Annotated in this window: 25 protein-coding genes; 16 read left to right on the plus strand and 9 right to left on the minus strand. The window is 64.3% G+C overall.

Translation table 11 applies throughout. The features are described 5' to 3' along the window. The first annotated feature begins 16 nt into the window (after positions 1–16). From HHL26_RS05060 to HHL26_RS05075, 4 genes are read left to right on the plus strand one after another with little or no spacing between them, the layout of a single operon-like run. Positions 17–379, plus strand: coding sequence for a DUF1428 domain-containing protein (locus tag HHL26_RS05060; protein WP_066555377.1), 363 nt, complete (start codon positions 17–19; stop codon positions 377–379). Between the two features lie 10 nt (positions 380–389). Further along, positions 390–1,184 (plus strand): VOC family protein, encoded by a 795-nt coding sequence (locus tag HHL26_RS05065; protein ID WP_066555380.1) that lies wholly within the window; start codon positions 390–392, stop codon positions 1,182–1,184. 11 nt (positions 1,185–1,195) lie between these two features. Further along, on the plus strand, positions 1,196–1,687 hold the full coding sequence (locus tag HHL26_RS05070; RefSeq protein ID WP_066555382.1) for a VOC family protein: 492 nt from the start codon (positions 1,196–1,198) through the stop codon (positions 1,685–1,687). Further along, positions 1,684–2,151, plus strand: coding sequence for an SRPBCC domain-containing protein (locus HHL26_RS05075; RefSeq protein ID WP_066555383.1), 468 nt, complete (start codon positions 1,684–1,686; stop codon positions 2,149–2,151). The genes HHL26_RS05070 and HHL26_RS05075 overlap by 4 nt, the downstream gene beginning before the upstream one ends. Before the next feature lie 68 nt (positions 2,152–2,219). Here HHL26_RS05075 and HHL26_RS05080 read toward each other — a convergent pair whose 3' ends face one another. Next, positions 2,220–3,389 carry a pyridoxal phosphate-dependent aminotransferase gene (locus tag HHL26_RS05080; RefSeq protein WP_066555385.1) on the minus strand — a complete coding sequence of 390 codons (1,170 nt, stop codon included), beginning with the start codon at positions 3,387–3,389 and terminating at the stop codon, positions 2,220–2,222. Between the two features lie 174 nt (positions 3,390–3,563). Next, on the minus strand, positions 3,564–4,721 hold the full coding sequence (locus HHL26_RS05085) for a pyridoxal phosphate-dependent aminotransferase (RefSeq protein WP_066555389.1): 1,158 nt from the start codon (positions 4,719–4,721) through the stop codon (positions 3,564–3,566). Between the two features lie 150 nt (positions 4,722–4,871). Between HHL26_RS05085 and ptsP the strand changes: the two genes are divergently transcribed. The 6 genes from ptsP to ftsH all read left to right on the plus strand — a co-directional run bounded on the left by ptsP (position 4,872) and on the right by ftsH (position 12,488). Beyond that, the gene (gene ptsP / locus HHL26_RS05090; RefSeq protein ID WP_066555391.1) at positions 4,872–7,148 is read left to right on the plus strand and encodes a phosphoenolpyruvate--protein phosphotransferase; all 2,277 of its coding nucleotides are present in this window, start codon (positions 4,872–4,874) and stop codon (positions 7,146–7,148) included. Positions 7,149–7,262: 114 nt separating this feature from the next. Continuing rightward, positions 7,263–8,192, plus strand: a complete 930-nt coding sequence (locus tag HHL26_RS05095; protein WP_066555394.1) for a helix-turn-helix domain-containing protein — start codon at positions 7,263–7,265, stop codon at positions 8,190–8,192. A gap of 100 nt (positions 8,193–8,292) precedes the next feature. After that, the gene (locus HHL26_RS05100; RefSeq protein WP_066561455.1) at positions 8,293–9,186 is read left to right on the plus strand and encodes a tetratricopeptide repeat protein; all 894 of its coding nucleotides are present in this window, start codon (positions 8,293–8,295) and stop codon (positions 9,184–9,186) included. A gap of 7 nt (positions 9,187–9,193) precedes the next feature. Next, positions 9,194–10,138 (plus strand): tRNA lysidine(34) synthetase TilS, encoded by a 945-nt coding sequence (tilS, locus tag HHL26_RS05105; RefSeq protein WP_066555396.1) that lies wholly within the window; start codon positions 9,194–9,196, stop codon positions 10,136–10,138. Between the two features lie 133 nt (positions 10,139–10,271). Continuing rightward, the gene (locus HHL26_RS05110; protein WP_066555398.1) at positions 10,272–10,463 is read left to right on the plus strand and encodes a hypothetical protein; all 192 of its coding nucleotides are present in this window, start codon (positions 10,272–10,274) and stop codon (positions 10,461–10,463) included. Between the two features lie 75 nt (positions 10,464–10,538). After that, positions 10,539–12,488 carry an ATP-dependent zinc metalloprotease FtsH gene (gene ftsH, locus HHL26_RS05115; RefSeq protein WP_066555399.1) on the plus strand — a complete coding sequence of 650 codons (1,950 nt, stop codon included), beginning with the start codon at positions 10,539–10,541 and terminating at the stop codon, positions 12,486–12,488. 171 nt (positions 12,489–12,659) lie between these two features. Here the strand turns inward: ftsH and aroB are convergent, their stop codons facing one another. After that, entirely contained in the window at positions 12,660–13,769 is a 1,110-nt protein-coding gene (aroB, locus tag HHL26_RS05120; protein ID WP_066555400.1) for a 3-dehydroquinate synthase, read from the minus strand. Further along, entirely contained in the window at positions 13,760–14,308 is a 549-nt protein-coding gene (locus tag HHL26_RS05125) for a shikimate kinase (protein ID WP_066555401.1), read from the minus strand. Before HHL26_RS05125 ends, aroB begins: the two co-directional genes overlap by 10 nt. Before the next feature lie 81 nt (positions 14,309–14,389). On the opposite strand from HHL26_RS05125, the gene HHL26_RS05130 reads away from it, so the two are divergent. The 5 genes from HHL26_RS05130 to HHL26_RS05150 all read left to right on the plus strand — a co-directional run bounded on the left by HHL26_RS05130 (position 14,390) and on the right by HHL26_RS05150 (position 19,828). Continuing rightward, the gene (locus HHL26_RS05130; RefSeq protein WP_066555402.1) at positions 14,390–14,581 is read left to right on the plus strand and encodes a hypothetical protein; all 192 of its coding nucleotides are present in this window, start codon (positions 14,390–14,392) and stop codon (positions 14,579–14,581) included. A 5-nt stretch (positions 14,582–14,586) separates the two neighbouring features. After that, on the plus strand, positions 14,587–16,398 hold the full coding sequence (locus HHL26_RS05135) for a hypothetical protein (RefSeq protein ID WP_066555403.1): 1,812 nt from the start codon (positions 14,587–14,589) through the stop codon (positions 16,396–16,398). Then, a complete protein-coding gene (locus tag HHL26_RS05140; protein WP_066555405.1) occupies positions 16,398–17,315 on the plus strand; it encodes a tyrosine recombinase in 918 nt (305 codons plus the stop codon). Before HHL26_RS05135 ends, HHL26_RS05140 begins: the two co-directional genes overlap by 1 nt. Before the next feature lie 11 nt (positions 17,316–17,326). Beyond that, positions 17,327–18,271, plus strand: coding sequence for an acetyl-CoA carboxylase carboxyltransferase subunit alpha (locus tag HHL26_RS05145; protein ID WP_066555407.1), 945 nt, complete (start codon positions 17,327–17,329; stop codon positions 18,269–18,271). Positions 18,272–18,349: 78 nt separating this feature from the next. Further along, on the plus strand, positions 18,350–19,828 hold the full coding sequence (locus tag HHL26_RS05150) for a M48 family metalloprotease (RefSeq protein WP_066555409.1): 1,479 nt from the start codon (positions 18,350–18,352) through the stop codon (positions 19,826–19,828). A gap of 67 nt (positions 19,829–19,895) precedes the next feature. Here HHL26_RS05150 and HHL26_RS05155 read toward each other — a convergent pair whose 3' ends face one another. Then, positions 19,896–20,057 (minus strand): Flp family type IVb pilin, encoded by a 162-nt coding sequence (locus tag HHL26_RS05155; RefSeq protein WP_046764629.1) that lies wholly within the window; start codon positions 20,055–20,057, stop codon positions 19,896–19,898. 138 nt (positions 20,058–20,195) lie between these two features. Beyond that, positions 20,196–20,381: a Flp family type IVb pilin gene (locus HHL26_RS05160; RefSeq protein WP_066555411.1), complete on the minus strand. Its 186-nt coding sequence runs from the start codon at positions 20,379–20,381 to the stop codon at positions 20,196–20,198. Positions 20,382–20,459: 78 nt separating this feature from the next. On the opposite strand from HHL26_RS05160, the gene HHL26_RS05165 reads away from it, so the two are divergent. Next, complete coding sequence (locus HHL26_RS05165; RefSeq protein WP_066555412.1) at positions 20,460–20,867, plus strand: (deoxy)nucleoside triphosphate pyrophosphohydrolase; 408 nt, start codon at positions 20,460–20,462, stop codon at positions 20,865–20,867. A 53-nt stretch (positions 20,868–20,920) separates the two neighbouring features. On the opposite strand, the gene bfr is transcribed toward HHL26_RS05165, so the two are convergent. The 3 genes from bfr to HHL26_RS05180 form a co-directional block, all read right to left on the minus strand. Beyond that, a complete protein-coding gene (gene bfr, locus HHL26_RS05170; protein WP_066555413.1) occupies positions 20,921–21,400 on the minus strand; it encodes a bacterioferritin in 480 nt (159 codons plus the stop codon). 148 nt (positions 21,401–21,548) lie between these two features. After that, positions 21,549–21,719, minus strand: coding sequence for a (2Fe-2S)-binding protein (locus tag HHL26_RS05175; protein WP_025547882.1), 171 nt, complete (start codon positions 21,717–21,719; stop codon positions 21,549–21,551). A gap of 54 nt (positions 21,720–21,773) precedes the next feature. Further along, entirely contained in the window at positions 21,774–23,018 is a 1,245-nt protein-coding gene (locus tag HHL26_RS05180) for a DUF418 domain-containing protein (protein ID WP_066555414.1), read from the minus strand. Positions 23,019–23,076 lie beyond the last annotated feature (58 nt).

Genomic DNA, 23,076 nt, shown 5'->3' on the forward strand with positions numbered 1-23,076 from the left:
TCTGAGGAGAGATGCGATGAGCTATATGGACGGTTTCGTGATCCCGGTGCCCAAAGGGAACAAGGAGCGGTATAGGGAAGTGGCGGCCTATGCTGCGCCGATCTTCATCGAACATGGCGCGCTGCGGATCGTCGAGTGCTGGGCGAACGACATCAAGCCCGGCAAGGTCAACGACTTCCGTACCGCCGTCATTGCGGAGGAGGATGAGGAGGTCGTCTTTTCCTGGATCGAATGGCCCGACAAGGAGACGCGTGACGCGGGCGCGGAGAAAGTCATGAACGACCCGCGGATGCAGCCCAAGGAAGGGGAGGACATGCCCTTTTCCGGCGCGCGGTTGATCTATGGCGGGTTTGAGGTGCTGCTGGACGCTAAGGCTTGAGGAGGCTGGGATGACCGATCTGAACGGCAAATTCTTCTGGTATGAACTCATGACCAGCGATCCCCAGGCGGCGATCGCCTTTTATGGCGGCATCGTCGGCTGGACCGCGCAGGCCTTTGGCGGTGGTCATGACTATCAGGTGATTTCGGGCAGTGCAGGGCCGATGGGCGGGATCATGGCGATCCCGGCGGAAGCCAGGGACTGCGGCATGTCGCCCTGGTGGGGCGGCTATGTCGGCTCTGCCGATGTGGACGCCGATGCGAAGCGGCTGACCGAGGCTGGCGGAACCGTGAAGCGGGCGCCGGAGGATATTCCGGGTGTCGGGCGTTTCGCGGTGATGGCCGATCCGGGCGGAGCCGTGTTCATGCTGCTCAAGGGGTCCAGTCCCGACGGGATGGACGCGCCGTCCCCCATGGCGAACGGGCATGTCGGCTGGCATGAGCTGTATAGCGGCGATTTCGACGCCGATCTGGCCTTCTACACGGGCCAGTTCGGATGGGCGAAGGGCGAGGCCATGGATATGGGCGAGATGGGCAACTATCAGCTTGTCTCCCAGACCGGCGGTACCGACTTCCAGAGCATGACCGGCGGCATCATGCCGCGTCCCAAGGAAGTGCCCGTTCCGGCGTGGCTTTTCTATTTTGTCGTGCCGGATATCGACGCCGCGAAGGAGAAGGTGAAGGCTGGCGGCGGCACCGTGCTGAATGGGCCGATGGAGGTGCCGGGCGGCGCCTGGATCATCCAGGCAACCGATCCGCAGGGCGCGATGTTCGCGCTGGTGGGCATGCGCTCGGCCGAGGGATAGGGAGAGGAACCATGTCAAAAATTTCACCCTGCCTGTGGTATAACGGGCAGGCGGAGGAGGCTGCGCGCTTCTACGTCTCGATCTTCGGCGGGTCGGTGGATTTCATCAGCCGCTATCCCGATGACAATCCCAGCCCCAGCCCGTTCAAGGGCGGGGATGTGCTGCTGGTCGAATTCACCCTGTTCGGGGACAGCTATCAGGCGCTCAACGGCGGGCCGAAGTTCGGCTTTACCGAGGCGGTGTCGCTGTCCGTCGCCTGCAAGGATCAGGCGGAGATCGATCGTTATTTCGACGCCTTGACCGCCGATGGCGGTTCGCCGGGGCCATGCGGCTGGCTGAAGGACAAATATGGCCTGTCCTGGCAGTTGGTGACCCAGGAGGTCATGGACCTCTACAAGACCGGCGACAGGCCGGGCATCCAGCGGATGATGACGGAGATGATGACCATGCAGAAGCTGGATACCGCCCGGATGAAGGCGGCTTTCGAAGGGAAATTGCCATGAGCGTGGCGGAGTTCGAACTGTCGGTGACTTGCCATATCGCCGCCCCGCGCGGGATCGTATGGAAAGTGTGGACGGACCTGAAGGATGAATGGTTCTGCCCCAAGCCGTGGCGCGCCGAGGTGATAGAGGAGGATCTGCGGCCCGGCGGGCGAAGCGCGGTGCGCATGTTCGGTCCCGATGGCGAGGATACGGGGCCGATGGAAGGGATCATCCTGGAGGTGGTGCCGCAGGAGAAGGTCGTGACGACCGATGCCTATGCTTCGGGATGGATTCCGCAAACGCCCTTCATGACGGCGATCTGGAGCTTTGCCGATGAGGGGGAAGGGACGCGCTTTACCGCGACCGCGCGCCATTGGGATGCCGAGGCGCTGGAGAAGCACAAGGAAATGGGATTTCATCCGGGCTGGGACCAGATGGTGGCGCAGTTCAAGGCGTTGTGCGAGATATCTGCCGCCAGTGCCTGAAACGAAATGACTAAAAAAAGGGCGTCCGATATGCTGGACGCCCTTTCCTGTTTAGCGCAGCGGGCCGATCAGGCCTTGTAAACCTTCTCCACGGCGGCGCAGAACTTGGCCATGTCGTCCGCCGACCCGACGGTGACGCGTGAGACGGTGGGCCAGATCGGCCAGGCGCGGCCGATCTGCACCTTTTCCGGCGTGGCCAGGAGGGCGGTCTGAATCTCCTTGGCGGTCTTGGTCTTCCAGTTCACCATGAACATATTGGCCTGGCTGCCGGGGTGCACTTCGATCCCCTTCTTGGTGAGCCAGGCAATGGTTTCTTCACGGTTTGCGATCATCTCTGCGCGGCGGGCCTTGATGAGCCCGGCTTCGGGATAGACCGCATTGCCGCAGGCCATGGCCGTGATCGACAGGCCGCCCGCCGTGGGTCCGAACAGGCCGATGCGCTTCTGGATTTCCGGGTCCGCGAAGGTAAGCCCCAGGCGCACGCCCGCCATGCCGAACAGCTTCGAGAAGGTCCGCATGACGATCAGATCCTTGCGGCCCGCCACCAGCTTCGCCGCGCTCTGCGCTTCGGAGAAGTGGATATAGGCTTCGTCGACCAGCAGGATCGAATCTGTGGGTTTGTTGGCGAGCAGCCATTCGATGTCGGCCAGCGGCGTCACGGTGCCGGTCGGATTATTGGGCGAGCAGATATAGTAGAGGCCCGCATTGGGGTTGGCGGCCAGCATCGCCTTGACGTCATGGCCCTTGCCGATGGCCTGCGGCGCCTTGGCAATGGGCGCCTTCAGATAATCGGCTGTGCGCCATGCGGATTCGAAGGTCGGATCGGCGGTGACGAGACCCTTGGTGGGCGAGCAGAAAGCCGCGACCGTGCTGACCAGCGGACCGCCCGAACCCGGCCAGAGCATGACGTGCGATTCCGGAATGCCCTCCACCTTGGCGACGGTGGCGATCAGGTCGCCCTTGTAATTGTCCGGGTCGTACCAGTTGCCGACCGCAGCGGCCTTGGCGGCGGCCTGGACGCCCGGTTCGAAGGGGCCGGTCCAGCATTCGTTGGAGCCGATGCGGACCGCGCCCTTGATGCCGCGAGCGGCCTGCTGCTGCGCGAAGGCAGGCTGGATCAGCAGGTTGCCGGCTGCTGCCCCAGCCGCCATCAGGGCGGAAATCTTGCCGATCGTGCGGCGGGAATAGCCCCGTTCGATCAGGTCTTCGCGGGCGTGTTTTTCCAACATCATGGTCATGTCGTCTGTTCCCCTTGTTGTTCCACAACTGCGCATATTCCACGGGGAGAAACGAAAAGGGCGGCGCATTTCCACAATGCGCCGCCCCGGATTCTTGAAATTTTATGCGTTACCGAGCGTTCAGAAGTCGCCTGGACAGCGACGGCTCGCGGAATGCGGCAAAAAGCTAACCGATCAGGCCTTCCAGACCTTGTCGATGGCATCGCAGAAGGCCTTCATTTCTTCCGCGGAGCCGACCGACACGCGGGACACATTGGGCCAGATCGGCCAGTTGCGCCCGATCTGCACCTTTTCGGCCAGGATCGCGGCCTGCATGTCCTTGGCGGGCTTGCCCCAATCGACCATGAACATATTGGCCTGGCTGCCGGGAATGACCTTGATCCCCTTCTTCTTGAGATGGGTGATGGCCATTTCGCGGGCGGCGACCATTTCGGCGCGGCGTTGCTTGATCAGATCGGCCTGGGCCACCGACACCGTGCCGCAGGCGACGGCGGTCATCGGCAGCATCGCCGTCACCTGTCCCCCGTCATAGCGCATCATCTTTTCCATGATCGCGGGGCTGGAGAAGGTGAGGCCCAGCCGCATGCCCGCCATGCCGAACAATTTGGAGAAGGTGCGCAGGATGAGGACATCATCGCGGGTCGCGGCCATCTTCGCCGCGTTCGGGCCGTCAAACCAGTGGATATAGGCTTCATCGACGACCAGGATCGCGTCCTTGGGCTTGTTGTCGGCCAGCCACTGGATATCGGCCAGCGGCGTCATGGTGCCGGTCGGGTTGTTGGGCGAGCAGATATAATAGACGCCCGCCTTGGGATCGGCCGCCAGCATCGCCTTCACGTCATGGGCATAATCCTTGGTGAGCGGCACCTTCGTCACCTTCGCGCCCAGCCAGTCGCCCGTGCGCCAGATCGCTTCATAGGCGGGGTTGCCGGTGACGATGCCCCGCGTGGGCGAGGCATAGGCGACGGCGACGCGGCTCAGCGGGTCGCTGGAGCCGGGCCAGGCGGTGATGCGGTCCGCCGGGATGCCTTCGACGGCGGCGACTGCGGCGAACAGCTTGGCATGTTCGTCATTGGGTTCGTAGCGATTGCCCTCCTGCACCAGATTGAACGCGGCTTGCGCGGCGACCGGGAAAGGGCCGGTCCAGCATTCATTGGCGCCGATGCGGACGGCGCCCTCGACCGGCTTGGCGGCTTGCTGCGCCATGGCGCCGGTGACGCGCAGGGCGGCGGCGCCCGCACCCAGCAAGGCCGCGACCTTGCCCATCTGGCGGCGTGAATAGCCCCGGTCGATCAGATCCTGTTCGAACGCCTTATTGTCGATTTCTGCCATATGCTCGTCTCCCTGACTCGCTGACTTTTGGGATTTTACGGCTGTAAACGAAATCGCGGTCCATTTCCGCCATGCATAAGGCGGAAAATCCGCCGAAGCCGCACATATTCGCCTTGGAAAGCGGACGCGCGATCTGTTAGCGCTTGGCACATGCCCAGCACGCCCGCCGCCGCCGCCCGCCAGATCCTCATCCGCCTGCAGGAAGTCATGGCCGCGCGCACCAGTGCGCAGGCGAAGCTCAACAAGGTGGTCGAGATCATCGGGAAGTCGCTGTCGAGCGAGGTCTGCTCCATCTATCTGGTGCGCGAAGGGGTGCTGGAGCTGTTCGCGACGCGGGGATTGAAGCAGGAAGCCGTCCACGTCACCCGCATGGCGATGGGCGAAGGCCTGGTCGGCATGATCGCCACCAATGTCGAGACGCTCAACCTGGACGAAGCGGCATCGCATCCCGACTACAGCTATCGCCCGGAAACGGGGGAGGAACTGTTCCACAGCTTCGCGGGCGTGCCGATCGTGCGGCGGGAGCGGGCGATCGGCGTGCTTTGCGTCCAGCATGTCGAGCCGCGCCGTTATGAAGAGGTGGAGATCGAGGCGCTCCAGACCGTGGCGATGGTGTTGTCCGAACTGATCGCCAATGCCGAACTGGCCGATGACGGCCCGGCGGATTCGCGGGTGCAGGATACGGGCACGTCGATCCTGCATGGGCTGCAACTGGTGATGGGCATGGCGCGGGGTCATGCGGTGTTCCACCAGCCGCGCGTGCATATCGAACATACCGTCGCGGAGGATACGGAAGCCGAACGCCAGCGCGTCATTTCCGCTTTCACCAAGATGCGCGAACAGATCGACCGGATGACCGGCACGGCCGAGTTCGGCACGGAGGGTGAGCATCAGGAGGTGCTCGAAACCTACAAGATGTTCGCCTATGATGAAGGCTGGGCGCGGCGGATCAACGAGGCGATCGACAGCGGCCTGACCGCCGAGGCGGCGATCGAGCGCGTGCAGCAGCGCACCCGCATGCGCATGCGGCAGATCGACGACCCGCTGCTCCAGGACCGGATGCACGATCTGGAGGATATGGCGAACCGGCTGCTGCGCATCGTGTCGGGGCAGTTGGGGACGGCGGCGCAACTCGGTCTGCGGCAGGACGCCATCCTCATCGCGCGCAATCTGGGGCCGGCGGAACTGCTGGAATATGACCGGCGGCGGCTGAAGGGCGTGATCCTGGAGGAAGGGTCGCTGACCGCCCATGTCACCATCGTCGCGCGGGCCATGGGCGTGCCGGTGCTGGGGCGCGTGCGGGATGTTCGTCACCTGCTGAATGAAGGCGACCTGATCCTGATGGATGTGGCCGACAACAATCTGCTGATCCGTCCGACGCCCGACATGGAAGAGGCGTTCGAGAACAAGCTGCATGTGACGCAAAAGCGCCGGGCCGAATTCGTCGCGATGCGCGACCTTCCGTCCGTCACCACCGACGGGCAGCGGATCGAGCTGATGGTCAATGCGGGGCTGCGGGAGGATGCGCAGGCGCTGGACATTGTCGGCGCGGACGGCATCGGCCTGTTCCGTACCGAGTTCCAGTTCCTCGTGTCCGCGACCCTGCCGCAGCGGGAAAAGCAGCAGCGGCTCTATCGCGATGTGCTGGACGCGGCGGGGGACAGGCCCGTGATCTTCCGTACGGTCGACATCGGCGGCGACAAGGCGCTGCCCTATATGCAGCGCGACGATGACGAGGAGTTGGAGGACAATCCCGCCATGGGCTGGCGCGCCTTGCGGCTGGCGCTGGACCGGGACGGGCTGATGAAGGCGCAGGCCCGCGCCCTGCTGGAGGCCGCGGCGGGCAAGATATTGTACGTGATGTTCCCGATGGTGTCCGAACCCTGGGAATATGATCAGGCACGGGCGTTGGTCGAGCATCAGCGCGAATGGCTGGTGGCGCAGAAGAAGAAACTGCCGGTCGCGATCCGCTATGGCGCGATGCTGGAGGTGCCGGCTCTGGCCGAGGTGTTGGATTTGCTGCTGCCCAAGCTGGATTTCCTCTCCATCGGCACCAACGACCTGACGCAGTTCCTGTTCGCTGCCGACCGCGCGCATCCGCGCCTGGCGGAGCGCTATGACTGGCTCAGCATCGCCATATTGCGCTTCCTCGACCGCGTGGTGCGCGCCTGCGAGGCCTATGAGGTGCCGGTCGGCGTTTGCGGCGAAATGGGCGGGCGCACGCTGGAGGCGATGGCGCTGATCGGCCTGGGCGTACGGCGCCTGTCGATCACCCCCGCCTCGGTCGGGCCGGTCAAGGCGATGATCCGGACGCTCGACGCGGCGGAACTGTGCAAAGTCATGCGCGACCTGCTGGACAAGGGCGTTACGGATATTCGTTCGGCCCTGGTCGACTGGGCCAGCGAACATGCTATTGAATTGAATTAAGGTGCAGACCCAATGGGATTGCGGCGGCGTATCCGGCCCGATCGGTCCGACGCGGCGTTGACAATCCCTGTCCCGCAATGAGACAAGGCCGGCCTTCAAAAGTCACGGAGCAGCATGGCAGAAGAAGCTGAACAGGAACCCGGCGTCGCGGCGTCGGAACAGCAGCCCAACACTCCGGGGGCGCGTTTGCGTGCCGCGCGGGAGGCGCAGGGGCTGTCGATACAGGATGTCGCCACCCGTACGCGCATCGCCCAACGGCAGTTGGAGGCGATCGAGCGTGACGATTATGCCGCCCTGCCCGGCATTCCCTATGCGGTGGGCTTTGCCCGCGCCTATGCCCGCGCCATCGATGTGGACGAGGTGGCGATCGCCGCGGATGTGCGCAATGCCGTGCATAATTCCGAACTGGGCAGTAACCGTTATGAAGCGTTCGAACCGGCCGATCCGGCACGTGTGCCCTCGCGCGCTTTGGCCTGGACGGCGGCGGCCATCGTCGTGATCCTGGTGGCGGGCTTTGCCGTGTGGCGTACGCAGGTGATGACCCCGCCGACGGGGGAACAGATTGCCGCGCAGCAGGCGGCGCCAGCTCCCGTCACGGCGAAACCGGCGGCGGGCGCGCGTCCTGCCGCGCCGGTGGCGCAGACGGTCGTGTTCACTGCCAATGACGATGTATGGCTGCGCATCTATGATGAGGCGGGCGAGCGGCTGAAGGACGGGCTGATGAAGAAGGGGGAAAACTTCACTCTTCCCGCCAATGCCCGCAATCCGATGATCCTGACCGGGCGGCCGCAGGCGTTGACCGTGACGGTCGGGGGCAAGCAGATCGCGCCGCTGGGGCCGCCGGATCGCACAATTGCCGACGTGCCGGTCAATGCCGAGGCGCTGCTGGCCCGCGCGGCCCCTGCTGCGGCGGCGGGCGCAGGGCAGGTGGGGACCGCTCCAGCCCCGGCTGCCACCGCGCCGATTTCCACTGTCCCGGTTTCCAGTGGGCCGGTTACGCCTGCGCCTGCCGCCCCAGCTCCAGCACCCGCCGCAGCCGATTGATCCGTTCAGGGGCGATTCAGCGGAATTTGGCGCAAAGTCGCGCTTTACCGGGCGGATTATCGCCCTATGGTTAAGACCGAATTTCAAGTCGGGGATCATCATGCGTAACGCTTTTTTCGCGACGGCAGCACTGGCGCTGATCGCGCTCGCGCCGCCGGTCGCGGCCCAGAATGTCAGCGTCGATGTGCGGGTCGACCGGCTGGAAAAGGAAATGCGCGCGGTGCAGCGCAAGGTGTTTCCCGCCGGCGCGCCGCTGGAGGCGGAGATCACCCGCCCGGCCGCGCCTGCGGTGATGCCGGGGTCGCCATCCTTGACGCCGGTTGCTGACCTGACGGCGCGGGTCAATGCACTGGAATCGCAGCTTGCCTCCATCACCGGGCAAGTCGAGGAAAACAGCTTCAAATTGAAGCAGCTGGAAGAGGCCTTCAACCGCTACAAGGCGGAACAGGCCGCGCCCGCCGTGGTGCCGCCGCCCGCCATTGGTCCCTCGGCATCCGTCGCGCCGGCGCCCGCCCGGCCTGCCGCGCCCCGCCCCGCCGCCAATGGCGCGAGCGAGGAGCGCAAGGCCGCCGTCGCCGCGATCGAGCGGCCGTCGACGGGCAATGAGGCGGATGACGCCTATACCTATGGTTTCCGCCTGTGGGGCGCGAAATTCTATCCCGAGGCGCAGGCGCAGCTCAAGGCGACCGTCGACAAATATGGCAGTAGTCCGGTCGCCAGCAAGGCCGCGAACCTGCTGGGCCGCGCCTATCTGGACGATGGCAAGCCAGCGCTGGCCTCGGTCGCTTTCTATGAAAATTACCAGAAGCGGCCCAAGGGCGACCGTGCGGCCGACAGCTTGGCCTATCTGGGCGAAGCGCTGATCCAGCTCAAGAAGCCCGCCGATGCCTGCAAAGTCTATGCGGAGCTGGAGCAGGTCTATGGGGGGAGCTTGTCGAACGGCCTGCGCGGCATGATGGACCAGGGCCGGACCAGGGCCAAGTGCACCGCCTGAAGCCCGCATGGCTGAGGGCGATCTTGTAGCGGAACTGAGCCGTGCGGTCGGCGCGCTGGTGGAGGATTTCGGCGGCGCCCGCTTCGGCGTAGCGGTTTCCGGCGGGCCGGACAGCATGGCTTTGCTCGACCTGGCGGCGCGGGCCTTTCCGGGTCGGGTCGAGGCGGCGACCGTCGATCATGGCTTGCGCGACGCTTCTGCCGCCGAGGCCGCCATGGTGGCGGACTGGTGCGGCCAGGCCGGGATTGCGCATGCGACACTGCATCCGGACGGCGCGGTCCGGGGCAATGTGCAAAGCTGGGCGCGGGCGCAGCGCTATGCGTTGCTGGAACGGTGGCGGGTCGAGCGCGGGCTGGACTGGCTGCTGACGGCGCATCATGCCGACGACCAGTTGGAAACGCTGCTGATGCGGCTCAACCGTGGCGCTGGCGTCGGCGGATTGGCGGGCGTGCGGGCGCGGCAGGGGGCGGTGCTCCGGCCCTTGCTGGGGGTGCGCAAGGCGGACCTGCTTGCCTATGCGCTGGAGCGCACCCTGCCGCATGTCGATGATCCCTCGAACAGCGATCAGCGCTTCGATAGGGTTGCCTTGCGGTCGGCGCTGAGCGGGGTGGACTGGATCGACGTGGCCGCGGCGGGGCGCAGCGCGGCGGCGCTGGCGGAGGCGGAGGAAGCGCTGGAGTGGATGGTCGACGGCCTTGAGGCGCGCCATGTCCTGCCGGACGGGGATGGGCTGGCGCTGGACCGGACGGACTTGCCGCGTGAACTGCTGCGCCGGTTGCTCCTGCGGATGGTGGAGCGGTTGCAGCCGGACGCGGTGCCGCCGCGTGGGGAGGCGATCGACAGGTTGATCGCGGCGGCGCGCCGGGGCGAGAAGATGAGCATCGGCCGACTCATTTTGAAGGGCGGGGACCGCTGGACCCTGAAAGTCGCGCCGCAGCGCCGGTGGCAGTGACGGATCGTTACGGAAAGGTTCCACGGTCTGGCGCGGGACTCCCACAATCCGTCGATTTGAGGGCGCGCAATGACCTTTCCTTAACGCCTATGCTGGTTAATGAAGCTGAGTTGAGCGTGGGAATTTTCGATTCATGTTTGAATTTGCGGCAGTGACCTATGGCCTGCTGGCCAGTGTCATTCTTTCGGCGGCGCAGCGCAATCACAGGATGGAAAGACCCCATCCGCCGATGCTGCTTTATACGGGCTATATGCTTTGTGGTCTGTCGGCGGGGGTCGCGGTGATCCTGGCCTATATCGCCCTGTCGCAATTTGTCGGCGGCTGAACGGCGGCTGCGCATGCGGCTCTGCTTGCGATTTTGCTGCGGCACCCTATCTTGCCGGGTGAAAGAGAGTGCTGAATGAACGACGAGAAGGACCCGCAGGGTAACCCCTGGATCAAGAGCGCGATGATTTGGGCAGGGGTGATTGTCGCCCTGCTGCTCTTCGTCTCGATGTTCGACAGCCGCACGGCCTCCAGCGCCGGGACGGGCATCGCCTATTCGGAATTCCGCGCCAAGGTGCAGGAAGGGCAGGTCAAGGACGTTGCGGTCGCCACCGACCGGATCACCGGCACGCTGTCGAGTGGACAGAAGTTCAGCACCGTTCCGGTGAACGATCCGGGCCTCACGGGCCTGCTGGACGACTATAATGTCAAATATTCCGGCCAGGCGGAGGAGCAGCCGAGCTTCTGGATGATCCTGATCTACCAGTCGTTGCCGTTCCTGCTGATCCTGGGCATCGCTTTCTTCGTGCTGCGCCAGATGCAGAAGGGTGGCGGCGCGGGCGGCGCCATGGGCTTTGGCAAGTCGAAGGCCAAGCTGCTGACCGAAAAGCATGGGAAGGTGACCTTTGATGACGTCGCGGGCATCGATGAGGCCCGCGAGGAATTGCAGGAAATCGTCGAATTTCTGAAGGATCCGACCAAATTCGCGCGGCTGGGCGGCAAGATTCCCAAGGGCGCATTGCTGGTCGGCTCGCCTGGTACCGGCAAGACGCTGCTGGCCCGCGCCATTGCGGGTGAGGCGGGCGTGCCTTTCTTTACCATTTCGGGTTCGGACTTCGTCGAGATGTTCGTCGGTGTCGGCGCCTCTCGTGTCCGTGACATGTTCGAGCAGGCGAAGAAGAATGCGCCCTGCATCGTTTTCATCGACGAAATCGACGCCGTGGGCCGCCATCGCGGCGCGGGGTTGGGCAACGGCAATGACGAGCGCGAGCAGACGCTGAACCAGCTTCTGGTCGAGATGGACGGCTTTGAGGCGAATGAGGGCATCATCATCGTCGCGGCGACAAACCGCCCCGACGTGCTGGACCCCGCTTTGCTGCGTCCGGGCCGTTTCGACCGTCAGGTCGTGGTGCCGCGCCCGGATATCGAGGGTCGCGAGAAGATTCTGGCCGTCCACATGAAGAAGGTGCCGTTGGCGCCGGACGTCAATCCGCGCACCATTGCGCGGGGTACGCCCGGTTTCTCGGGTGCCGATCTGGCGAACCTCGTCAATGAGGCGGCGCTGATGGCTGCCCGTCGGGGCAAGCGTCTGGTCGCCATGGACGAGTTCGAGGCGGCCAAGGACAAGGTCATGATGGGCAGCGAGCGCCGCTCCATGGTCATGACCGACGACGAGAAGAAGATGACCGCCTATCATGAGGCGGGCCATGCCATCGTCGCGGTCCATGAACCGGCGTCCGATCCGATTCACAAGGCGACGATCATCCCGCGCGGTCGTGCCCTGGGCATGGTGATGCGTCTGCCGGAGCGGGACAGCTATAGCTATCATCGCGACAAGATGCACGCGAACATGGCCGTCGCCATGGGTGGCCGCGTGGCCGAGGAGATCATCTTCGGCTATGACAAGGTGTCGTCGGGCGCTTCGGGCGACATCCAGTACGCCACCAAGCTGGCGCGCGACATGGTCACGCAATGGGGCATGTCGGACAAGCTGGGGCCGCTGCAATATGAGGAGCAGCAGGGCGAGACCTTCCTGGGCTATTCGCAGAGCCAGCGCGTCCATATGTCGGACGAGACGGCGAAGCTGATCGACAAGGAAATTCGCGGGCTGGTCGAACAGGGCTATGCAAGGGCGCAGGAAGTGTTGACGGGCCATGAGGACCAGTTGCACCTGCTCGCCAACGCGATGCTGGAATATGAGACGCTGAGCGGCGAGGAGATCAAGACGCTGCTCGACAAGGGTGAGATCACCCGCGACGACGGCACGACGATCAAGCCTTCGGTGATCCCGGCGGCGGGGTCTTCCATCCCGAAGACCCGGCGTCGCAAGGGGCCTTTTGGCGACCCTTCGCCTGCAGGGGCTTAAGGTCGGATCAGCGAGATGCAGGAGGGCGCGGCCAGTTGGCGGCGCCCTTTTGTGTTGGATCGTACGATGATCGCGATTGTTCGGTTTTTGGCCAATTGCAGACCCTTCCTCTCCCAGTGGGACAGGGGGTAACGTCCGCATCCGCCCTTGGCAGATATTCCCGCCTTGGCGTTAAGCCGCCGCCCGATCCTCGTCCATGAATGCGGCGACATCATCAAGCGCCACATCCTTCGACAGGAAGGTCTTGCCGATTCCCCGCGCCAGCAGGAATGGCAGGGTGCCCGCCGCCATCTTCTTGTCGTGCAGCATATGCGCGACCAGCGCCGCGCCGTCCGCCGTGACATGCGCGCTGGCGAGATGATAAGGCAAACCCACGGCTTTCAGATGCGCCGTCACCCGTTCCGCATCTTCGGTCGTGCACAGCCCGAGCCGCGCCGAATAGCGGAAGGCCAGCGCCATCCCCGCAGCGACTCCCTCGCCATGAAGCAGGGTTTCGGAAAAGCCGGTATCCGCCTCCAGCGCATGGCCGAAAGTATGCCCCAGATTCAGCAACGCCCGGCGCCCGGAGGTTTCCCGCTCATCCTCGCCCACGATCTTCGCCTTGGCGGCGACGCTGCGCTCGATCGCATATTCGCGCGCCTCGGCATTACCGGCGAGCAGCTTATCTCCCTCCGTCTCGCACCAGGCGAAGAAGTCGGGGTCGTCGATCAGGCCATATTTCACGACCTCGGCGTAGCCCGCCCGCGTTTCGCGCACCGGCAGCGTATCCAGCGTCGACGGATCGATCAGAACCAGCGCAGGCTGGTAGAAGCTGCCGATCAGATTCTTGCCTGCCCGCGCATTGATCGCGGTCTTGCCGCCGACCGAACTGTCGACCTGCGCCAGCAGCGTCGTCGGCACCTGGATGAAATGGCAGCCGCGCTTCAGGATCGAGGCGGCAAAGCCCACCAGATCGCCGATCACGCCGCCGCCCAGCGCCACCACATGGTCGCCGCGCTCGATCTCCAGCGCCAGCAGCGCGTCGAGCAATTCCTCCAGATGACGCCAGCTCTTGGTCTGCTCGCCCGGCGGCAGGATGATCGGCTCTACCGCGACATGGGCGGCGCGCAGGCTGGCCTCCAGCCGGGGCAATTGCGCCTTGGCGACATGCGCGTCGGTGACGACCACCAGCCTGCCTTTCCGCGCATAGCCCGCCAGATGCGAGCCCGCCTGGTCCAGCGCGCCCTGTTCGATCACGATATCGTAACTGCGCGCATCGAGCGCGACGCGGACTATTGCCATTGGGAAAGCTGCTCCATGATGCTGTCGACCGCCACATCATGCGGCGCGGCGGCGCTTTTCACATGAATGGGGCAGAGCGCGTAAACCGGATTGCGGATGGCGGCGAGTTCGGTCAGCACCGCGCGCGGATCCTTGCCCTTCAGCAGCGGCCGTCCCTCGCGGCGCGACACCCGATCGACCAGCGTATCGATATCGGCATTGAGCCAGATCGCCAGCGCATGCTCCAGGATCAGCGTCCGCGTCTCTTCCTGCATGAAGGCGCCGCCGCCGGTCGCGATCACCTTGGGCGCGCCGTCCATCAGCCGGGCGATCACCCGCCGCTCGCCGTCGCGGAAATAAGCCTCGCCATAGCGTTCGAACATTTCGGTGATCGTCATGCCGGCGGCCTTTTCGATCTCCTCGTCCGCATCGACGAAGCCGACGCCAAGCCGCGCCGCCAGCCGCCGCCCGACGGTCGATTTGCCGACGCCCATCATGCCCACCAGGACGATGGGGCCGCGCTTCGCACGCGCCGCTGCGGATTTGCTGTTTCGCTGCATGGCGAGCGGGGCTATACATCCCCGCGCCGACAAGGCAAATCGCAACTTTCCTTAAGCTTTGGCCCGGCCAGAACAGGACTCATGAAGCGCAACCGTTCCTACAGCAGTTTTGAAGGTAGCTCGCGCCGTCGTCGCGGCCTTTCCCTGCCAATCATTCCGATCATCGCGGTCATCGTGCTGGTCGCGATTCTTGCCTTGCTCTGGTCACGCGGCGGCGAAAAGCCGCAAGCCCGCGTGGAAAAGGTCATTCCCGCCGAAAAGCTGGGCCAGTAAGCGGCATGCGGCATCGGCGGGTGAACGCGAAATGGGCGCTGGGGACGCTTGCGCTCGCGCTGGCGCTGCCGGTGGTGGCGCAGGAGACGCCCGAATCCCTGCTGCCGCCCGGCTTTGGCGACGCACCCGAAGCGCCACCGTCAGGGACTCAGCGTCCCGCGCCCGCCACGCCTGCGCCGTCGGCCAGCCCTTCGCCTGCCACGCCGATCCTGCCGCCCAGCTTCGCCGTCTCGGATGAGGCGGGGGATAACGCCGCCGAGGCAGGGTTATCCGAAGAAGAAATCGCCGCGCAAAAGGCGAAATATGACCTTCCCGAAAATGCGCATCGCTCGCTTGACCGGGTAGGCCCGCTGACGCCCGAGCGATTGGGTCTGGAACCCAAGGCTTTCGGCGCGCAGTCCGGCCAGTTCCTCGCGACGCTGATGAAGGAAACGCGCGCGCCGATCACTTCGCGCTGGGCCTCCATCCTGTTGCGGCGCGCGCTGCTGACCGCGACCGATACGCCCAAGGACATCAACGGCGCTGACTGGGTGGCCGAGCGCGCCTGGCTGTTGCTGCGCATGGGGGAGGCGGACAGCGCGCGCCTGTTGGTGCAGAGCGTCGATTCCGATCAGTTCACGCCGCGCCTCTATGCCATCGCCATGCAGACCTATCTGGCGACGGCCGATCCGGCGGGCCTGTGTCCGTTGTCGGCGGGGGCGCTGCGGTTCAGCAAGGAGCCGGGCTGGGACATGACCCGCGCCATCTGTCCGGCGCTGTCGGGGGATCAGGGATCGGCCAGCGGCGCGCTCAACCAGGCGCAGCGGCGCGGCGTGGTGCGCGGCATCGATTATCGCCTGGCGGAGAAGGTCGTCGGAACCGGCTTCAACGCCCGCCGATCGGTCAAGATCGAATGGGATGCGGTCGACCGGCTGACCGCCTGGCGCTTTGGCCTGGCGACGGCGCTCAATGTCGAAATTCCTGACGATCTCTATGGCACGGTCGGCTCGCATGTTCGCGCCTGGGAAGCGCGCGCGCCCGCGCTGTCGGCTGTCCGCCGTCTGCCCGGTGCGGAAGTGGCGGCGCGGCTGGGGGTTTTTTCCAACAAGGCGCTGGTCGGGTTCTACAGCCAGTTGCAGGCCGACGGTGACGTGCCCGCCAATGCGGCCGACCGGATCGATGCGCTGCGCACCGCTTATGCGGGGGCGGGCACCGAAGATCGGTTGCAAGCGATGCGGACGCTTTGGCAGGATGAGGCGCGGCCGGATTTCGTCGGCCTGATCGCGACGGCGCGGGCTGCCGCGGCGCTGCCCGTTTCGGAATTGGGTGCCCGCGATGCGGCCAATCTGGTCGCGGCGATGTTCACGGCGGGCTATGATCGCAGCGCTGTCCGCTGGGCACGGCTTGCGGCCCAGGCGGATGGCGACGGCGCGGGCGATCTCTGGGCCTTGCTCGCTGTCGGCGCGCCGAGTGCCGTGGTGGAGATCGGCTCGGGCCGCGTTTCGTCCTTCGCCAAGGCTGCCGATCCGCGCAAGACACAGATGCTGATCGCTGCGCTGGTGGGGCTTTCCCGGCTCAATGCGCAGGACGGCGCGTCGCTGGCGCAGGATAATGGCTTTAACCTGGGCATCACCAGCCGCTGGACGCGCGCCATCGACGCGGCTGCCGGGCGGGGCGAGAAGGCCAGTGTCGCGCTGCTGGCGGCGGTCGGCATGCAGACGGCCGACTGGAACCGGCTGCCGCCCTTCCACCTCTACCATATCGTCGCCGCGCTGCATCGCGTCGGGCTCGATCCCGAAGCGCGGATGATCGCGGCGGAGGCGATGACGCGGCTCTAATGGGCGAGGATGCCGCGCTTATCGACCGCTTTTTGGAGATGATGGCGGCCGAACGGGGCGCTTCCCGCAATACGCTGCTGGCCTATCGGGCCGATCTGCTGGGCGCGGGGGAGATCGTGGGTGGTCTCGCCCACGCTACCAAAGACGGCATAGCGGAATTGGCGACGGCATGGGCCGAACTGGCGGCGTCTTCGGTGGCGCGAAAATCTTCGGCCCTGCGCGCTTTTTACGCCTTTCTGGAGGAGGAGGGGCTGCGGGCCGACAATCCCTCGGCCGCGCTGCCGCGTCCTGTAACCCGCCGGCCCTTGCCCAAGATTCTCTCGGCGCAGGAGGTCGATTCGCTGTTCACGCTGATCTCCGGGAAGCTGGATGTCGAGCATCCCTCGCCGCTCGACCTGCGCCTGTCCGCATTGATCGAACTGCTTTACGGATCGGGCCTGCGCGCCACCGAACTGGTGTCGCTGCCGCGACGGGCGCTGGCATCCGATCGGCCCTTCCTGATCCTGAAGGGCAAGGGCGCGCGCGAGCGACTTGTGCCGATTTCGGATCGCGCCCGCGCCGCCGTGGCGGCCTGGTTGCACCATGTGCCCGCCGACAGCCCCTGGCTGTTCCCCTCCGGCAAAAGCCATGTCAGCCGGATTCGCCTCTATCAGATGGTGAAGGCGCTGGCCGCCGCCGCCGGAATCGCGCCAGAGCGGGTCAGCCCGCATGTGCTGCGCCACGCCTTCGCCACCCATTTGCTGGAAGGCGGTGCGGACTTGCGCGCGTTGCAGTCCATGCTGGGCCATGCCGACATCGGCACCACGCAAATCTATACCCATGTCGACAGCCGCCGCTTGGTCGAACTGGTTAACAGCCGCCATCCGCTGGCTTCCATAACGCATCGGCGCGTTGACGGCGACGTGTCTCCGCCCTAACGCCATGCGCCATGGTTAGTTTTCTCGAATTCGAAAAGCCCATTGCGGAGCTGGAAGCGCGGATCATCGAACTGCGCGCGACCGCCAATGCCGGCGACATCGACATCAGCGGCGAGATCGACAAGCTGGAGCAGCGCGCCTCCAGGATGCTGGTCGACACCTATGCGAAACTGTCGCCCTGGCAGAAGACGCAGGTGGCGCGCCATCCCGACCGCCCGCATTTCAAGGATTATGTCGCGGGCATGTTCGACAATTTCATGCCGCTGGCCGGGGATCGCGCCTTTTCGGACGATCAGGCGATCATTGGTGGGTTCGCCACGCTGGGCGAACGGCGCTTGGTCGTGATCGGCCATGAAAAGGGCGACGATACGGCCAGTCGCGTCCGCCATAATTTCGGCATGGCGAAGCCGGAGGGTTATCGCAAGGCGATCCGCCTGATGCAGCTCGCTGATCGCTTCGATCTGCCGGTGGTGACTTTGGTGGACACGTCGGGCGCTTTCCCCGGTGTGCAGGCCGAGGAGCGCGGCCAGGCCGAGGCCATTGCCCGCTCGACCGAACAATGTCTGGCGCTGGGCGTGCCGATGGTGGCGGCCGTGGTGGGCGAGGGCGGATCGGGCGGCGCGGTGGCGCTGGCGGCGGCCAATCGCGTGCTGATGTTCGAACATGCGGTCTATTCGGTGATTTCGCCCGAAGGGTGCGCCTCGATCCTCTGGCGTACGGCGGAAAAGGCCAGCGATGCCGCCACGGCGATGCAGGTGACGGCGCAACATCTGAAATCGCTGGGCGTCATCGACCGCATCGTAGCGGAGCCGATCGGCGGCGCTCATCGCGAGCCGGTGCAGGCGATCGCCAATCTGGGCGCGGCCATCGGCCAGGAACTGGATTCGCTCTCCGGCATGAGCGCCGATGCGCTGCGCACTGACCGCGCCGACAAATACCTGGCCATCGGGGTCTGATCGCTTAGCCTCTATTTTGGGGAACCTGCGCCTGCTATCCCTCGTTACGCCATGGTAACAGGGGAGGCAGGAGGTACCGTGAAGCAGTTATCGTCTCTGGCTTATGCGGGGTTAGGCGTCATTGCCTTGGCCGCCGCGCCGTCGGTGTTTAGCCAGCAGCGGGCGATTCGGACGGTTTCGTCGATCAGCCCGCAGGAAAAGGAAGCCGGCGCCAAGCAACATCCCCAATTGCTGAATGAATTTGGCGGCGCCTATGCCGGGCCGCAGGCGAAATATGTCGAGGGCGTGGGCCGTCGCATCGCGGTCCAGTCCGGCCTGTCTAACGCGCAGGGGGACTTTACTGTCACCCTGCTCAATTCGCCGGTGAACAACGCCTTCGCCATCCCCGGCGGCTATGTCTATGTCACGCGTCAACTCATGGCGCTGATGAATGACGAAGCCGAGCTTGCCGGGGTGCTTGGCCATGAAATCGGCCATGTCGCGGCCCAGCATGGCCAGCGGCGGCAGCAGACCGCGCAACGCAATGCCATTGGCGGCACACTGCTTCAGGTGTTGACGGGCGCGCTGCTAGGTGATTCGGCGCTGACCGGCTTGCTGCAAAAGGGGATCGGTCAGGGCAGCCAATTGCTGACGCTCAAATTCTCGCGCAGTCAGGAATATGAGGCGGACGATCTGGGCATCCGCTATCTCGCTTCGGGCGGCTATGATCCCAAGGCTCTGTCGACCATGCTGGCTTCGCTGGCGGCGCAGAGCAGCCTGGACGCCAAGGTTGCGGGAAGCGCCCACTCGATGCCCGAATGGGCGAGCACCCATCCCGATCCAGCCTCGCGCGTCGGTCGCGCCGCCCGCAATGCCGCTGCCAGCGGGTCGGCCAGCACCGTGCGCAACCGGGATGCGTTTCTGAATGCATTGGACGGCGTGCTGTACGGCGACGATCCGAAACAGGGGGTGATAGAGGGCAGCCGCTTCCGTCATCCCGATCTGCGGCTGAGCTTCATGGCGCCTTCGGGCTTCGGCATGGAAAATGGCGCGAGCGCCGTCACGGTCGCGGGATCGGGTGGGCAGGCGCAGTTCAGCGCTGCGCCCTATAGCGGCGACCTGTCCGCCTATATCGATTCGGTGTTCGCCAAGCTGGGCGGCGGCAATGGCGGCGTTCCACCCGGCGAGGTCCGCCGCACGACCGTCAACGGGCTCCCTGCGGCATGGCGGACGGTTCGGGCCAGCACCCAGTCGACGCAGGTCGATGCGACCGTCTTCGCTTATGATTTTGGTGGCGGGAAGGCCTATCACTTCCTGTTGCTGACGGCGGCGGGACAGGGAATCGGTCCCTTTTCGACCATGGTCCAGTCGGTGCAGCGCCTTTCGGCGCAGGATGCGGCGGCGATCAAGCCTCGCCAAGTCCATGTCGTCACCGTCAAGGCTGGCGACACCGTCCAGTCCCTGGCCAAGCGCATGGCTTATACGGATTACGCGCTGGACCGTTTCCTGACGATCAATGGCTTGACGGCCAATAGCGTGTTGCGACCGGGCCAGCGGGTAAAGATCGTCACCTGGTAAGAGCGGCGCGCAACAAAAAGGGCGACGGAATTGCTTCCGCCGCCCTTTTGCATCAATGCGTTCGAGCTTACTTCAGGTTGCCCGAGACATTGTTGAAGGTGTTGCCGAGCTTGCCGCCCAGGCTGGTCATGGCGCCGATGGCGGCAACAGCGATGAGAGCAGCGATCAGGCCATATTCAATGGCGGTCGCGCCCTTTTCGTTCTTCAGCATCTTGCGGATGAACTGCATTGGAAGTCTCCTTGCCTCAAGTTACACGTTTAACTACCCGGCCGCCCCCCGCTTGAAATGAAGGTCAGCTTCGACTGGTGTAGAGGGGGTGGGTTGATAAAGATTTAATGAGCCGAAAAGGGTGTCAGATATTGATGGTTAATGCGCCAGAACTTCGGTCGCGACATTGTTCCACATGCCGATGGTCTTGTTGGCGACGTTCGACATGGCGCCGATGATGGCTAGGCAGATGAGGGCGAGGATCAGTCCATATTCCACCGCCGTCGCGCCGCGCTGGCAGTAGATCAGCTTCCAAAAGCTGAAATTTTTAAACAATGCGCGCATGCCACACCCCATTTACACACAGCCCAGAATGCCCTTGTAAAAGTGGCAGAGTTAACAAACCCCTCAAGCCGGACCATTATGACGATAATTTCTCCTCTTTTGGTGGTCGCCGCCGCTTTGGTCGACGCGGATGGCCGCGTTCTTTTGCAGCAACGCCCGCCGGGAAAGCCGATGGCGCATCTCTGGGAGTTTCCCGGCGGCAAGGTGGAAGCGGGGGAAGCGCCCGAAACCGCACTGATCCGGGAGCTGGAGGAGGAATTGGGCATCCGCACCCATGCGAGCTGCCTCGCGCCCGCGACCTTTGCGAGCGAGCCGCTGGGCGACCGCCATCTGCTGCTGTTGCTCTATGTCTGCCGCAAATGGCAGGGCATGGCCGAAGCGCGGCATGCGACCGCGCTCCAGTGGGTCAGGCCCGCGCAAATGTATGCGCTGGACATGCCGCCAGCGGATTTGCCGCTGATCGGTTTGCTCGATTCGCTGATCTGAGGGGAAAGGGCGGGGCGGCGCGCCGGATGGGCCAGCCCCGCTCTTGCGAGGGCTTATTCCTCGGCGGCCTTGCTCTGTAGCTGGACGTAGTTCTGGATACCCATGCGATCGATCATCTCGAACTGGGTTTCCAGCGTGTCGACATGCTCTTCCTCACTTTCGAGGATGTACTGAAACAGATCGCGGCTCACATAGTCGCGGATCGATTCGCAGTAGGCGATCGCATCCTTCAGCACCGGCAACGCTTCATATTCCAGTTCGAGGTCGGCCTTTAGGATTTCTTCCACCGTCTCACCGATCTTCAGGCGGCCAAGCAACTGGAAATTGGGCAGGCCGTCGAGGAACAGGATGCGCTCCGCCAGCTTGTCGGCGTGCTTCATCTCGTCGATCGATTCCTCATATTCGAACTTGGCCAGCTTCTCGATGCCCCAATGGTTCAGCATGCGATAGTGGAGGAAATATTGGTTGATCGCGGTCAGCTCATTTTTGAGAACCTCGTTCAAATATTCGATGACCTTGGCGTCGCCCTTCATGGCGTTCTTCTCCGGCTGTAAGGAAGTGCCGGGATGATAGGCGTTTCGCTTCCGTTTGTTAATCGGGAAAGCCTTGGAAATCCGCCATTTCCCGATGCGCTATTGCGTCGAGTTCGCGGCTGTCAGATGCGTTTGATTCGCAGTGGCTTCAAATGGAGGCGCGTTCCGCCGCGATGATCGTGCGGGCGAAGGGCACGCACTGACCGCATTTGGGCCGCCGGCCAAGGCGGGCATAAGCGCTGCATGGGGTTGCGCAACCTTCGCGGGCCACTTCCTTGAGGTCCTTTTCTCGAATGGCATTGCAGACACAGACAACCATGCAAATCTCCTGGGATCGGAGATAGCGCAGATGATAATAGGTCGCAATAGGAATTCAGTCGCTGTTGCGAATCTTTTGCGTTTTGCCGTGCGCGAGGCTGCGCCACAGCCATTCTGCCGGTCCCAGCGCGAATCGGCGCTGCCAGAGCGGCGACCAGATCAGCATGAGCGCCCATGCGGCGATGACCAACGGCGGCAGCAATCGGTGCGGCACATGGCCGAACAGCCCGAACCCCCAGCCATAGAAGATCGCGCACATGATAAGGCTGCTGCCCAGATAATTGCTGAGCGCCAGGCGACCGACGGCGGCGATCCGCGCCGTGAAGGGTGCGTCGCGATGGCGCGTGAACAGCCACAGGATCAAGGCGGCCCATCCCACTGCCAGCGGGATGCGGAAGGGGAAAGACCAGGCCAGAACCGACCCCAGCGTCGCGAGCGGCGCGAACCGGCTCGAAATGATCCACGCCGCGAGCGCCGCCATGGGGATCAGTCCGATCAGGAAACAATGCCGCGCGGTCCGCCAATATTGCTCCGCCTGCCAGCGGGCGGTCAGGAAGCCGCCCTTCAGCATCGCCATGCCCAGCAGCATGAACCCCAGCGTATCGAATGTGACGAAGGGCAGCGTCGTCAGCCATTGGCCGCCGAACAGGGCGATATGATGCAGGACGATCCCGGCATAGCCGCCGCGATAGGTCATATATTCGCTTCGGATCGCGGGATGCGCGGGGTTGGAAAGCGAACCGATGAAATTGGCGAAACCCGCGCTGACGCTGGCTGCCGCGTCGGGTGCCCCGGCGGCATGGCCCCAAGCATATAGCGTGCCGATAAAGGCCACGCAGACCAGGAAATGCACCAGGAAGAAGAGAAAAGCCCATTTGACGAGCGCCAAAGGCTCCTTGCGCACGAACAACAGCGCGGCGAGGCCAACCAGCGCATAGATCATCAATATGTCGCCCCACCACAGCAGCAGATAATGGGCGAGGCCGAAGACGAACAGCCAGGCGGCGCGGATGATCTGCGCCCGTCGTCCGTCACGCCCAGCCATTTCCTCCTTGTCGATCAGCAGCAGCATCGACGCGCCGAACAGCATGGAGAATAATGCCCGCATCTTGCCGTCGATGGCCAGGAAACCGACCGTCCAGAAGGCGATGTCTCCCGTGGAGAGCGGCCCTGCCGCGGCCGGGCTGAAATAGGCTTGCTCCGGCAGGGCGAAGGCCGCGATGTTCATCCAGAGGATTCCCATGACCGCGCAACCGCGCAGCACGTCCATGGCGGGAATCCGGGAGGAAAAGGCAGTCATCGGTCAGGGCCGTCCTTGAAGAGGCTGGAAAAGAGAGTGTGGCTCTGTCAATGCGACT

This window comes from Sphingobium sp. TB-6, assembly GCF_012927365.1.
Classification (GTDB): Bacteria; Pseudomonadota; Alphaproteobacteria; order Sphingomonadales; family Sphingomonadaceae; genus Sphingobium.

Bases quoted from the DNA above. Each gene is read 5' to 3' on its own strand.
- HHL26_RS05160 (WP_066555411.1), bottom strand. From the start codon at position 20,381: ATGCGCGCATTGTTTAAAAATTTCAGCTTTTGGAAGCTGATCTACTGC.
- HHL26_RS05110 (WP_066555398.1), top strand. From the start codon at position 10,272: ATGTTTGAATTTGCGGCAGTGACCTATGGCCTGCTGGCCAGTGTCATT.
- HHL26_RS05140 (WP_066555405.1), top strand. From the start codon at position 16,398: ATGGGCGAGGATGCCGCGCTTATCGACCGCTTTTTGGAGATGATGGCG.
- ftsH (WP_066555399.1), top strand. From the start codon at position 10,539: ATGAACGACGAGAAGGACCCGCAGGGTAACCCCTGGATCAAGAGCGCG.
- ptsP (WP_066555391.1), top strand. From the start codon at position 4,872: ATGCCCAGCACGCCCGCCGCCGCCGCCCGCCAGATCCTCATCCGCCTG.
- tilS (WP_066555396.1), top strand. From the start codon at position 9,194: ATGGCTGAGGGCGATCTTGTAGCGGAACTGAGCCGTGCGGTCGGCGCG.
- aroB (WP_066555400.1), bottom strand. From the start codon at position 13,769: ATGGCAATAGTCCGCGTCGCGCTCGATGCGCGCAGTTACGATATCGTG.
- bfr (WP_066555413.1), bottom strand. From the start codon at position 21,400: ATGAAGGGCGACGCCAAGGTCATCGAATATTTGAACGAGGTTCTCAAA.
- HHL26_RS05135 (WP_066555403.1), top strand. From the start codon at position 14,587: ATGCGGCATCGGCGGGTGAACGCGAAATGGGCGCTGGGGACGCTTGCG.
- HHL26_RS05100 (WP_066561455.1), top strand. From the start codon at position 8,293: ATGCGTAACGCTTTTTTCGCGACGGCAGCACTGGCGCTGATCGCGCTC.
- HHL26_RS05070 (WP_066555382.1), top strand. From the start codon at position 1,196: ATGTCAAAAATTTCACCCTGCCTGTGGTATAACGGGCAGGCGGAGGAG.
- HHL26_RS05125 (WP_066555401.1), bottom strand. From the start codon at position 14,308: ATGCAGCGAAACAGCAAATCCGCAGCGGCGCGTGCGAAGCGCGGCCCC.
- HHL26_RS05080 (WP_066555385.1), bottom strand. From the start codon at position 3,389: ATGACCATGATGTTGGAAAAACACGCCCGCGAAGACCTGATCGAACGG.
- HHL26_RS05085 (WP_066555389.1), bottom strand. From the start codon at position 4,721: ATGGCAGAAATCGACAATAAGGCGTTCGAACAGGATCTGATCGACCGG.
- HHL26_RS05165 (WP_066555412.1), top strand. From the start codon at position 20,460: ATGACGATAATTTCTCCTCTTTTGGTGGTCGCCGCCGCTTTGGTCGAC.
- HHL26_RS05065 (WP_066555380.1), top strand. From the start codon at position 390: ATGACCGATCTGAACGGCAAATTCTTCTGGTATGAACTCATGACCAGC.
- HHL26_RS05095 (WP_066555394.1), top strand. From the start codon at position 7,263: ATGGCAGAAGAAGCTGAACAGGAACCCGGCGTCGCGGCGTCGGAACAG.
- HHL26_RS05155 (WP_046764629.1), bottom strand. From the start codon at position 20,057: ATGCAGTTCATCCGCAAGATGCTGAAGAACGAAAAGGGCGCGACCGCC.
- HHL26_RS05060 (WP_066555377.1), top strand. From the start codon at position 17: ATGAGCTATATGGACGGTTTCGTGATCCCGGTGCCCAAAGGGAACAAG.
- HHL26_RS05130 (WP_066555402.1), top strand. From the start codon at position 14,390: ATGAAGCGCAACCGTTCCTACAGCAGTTTTGAAGGTAGCTCGCGCCGT.
- HHL26_RS05145 (WP_066555407.1), top strand. From the start codon at position 17,327: ATGGTTAGTTTTCTCGAATTCGAAAAGCCCATTGCGGAGCTGGAAGCG.
- HHL26_RS05175 (WP_025547882.1), bottom strand. From the start codon at position 21,719: ATGGTTGTCTGTGTCTGCAATGCCATTCGAGAAAAGGACCTCAAGGAA.
- HHL26_RS05180 (WP_066555414.1), bottom strand. From the start codon at position 23,018: ATGACTGCCTTTTCCTCCCGGATTCCCGCCATGGACGTGCTGCGCGGT.
- HHL26_RS05075 (WP_066555383.1), top strand. From the start codon at position 1,684: ATGAGCGTGGCGGAGTTCGAACTGTCGGTGACTTGCCATATCGCCGCC.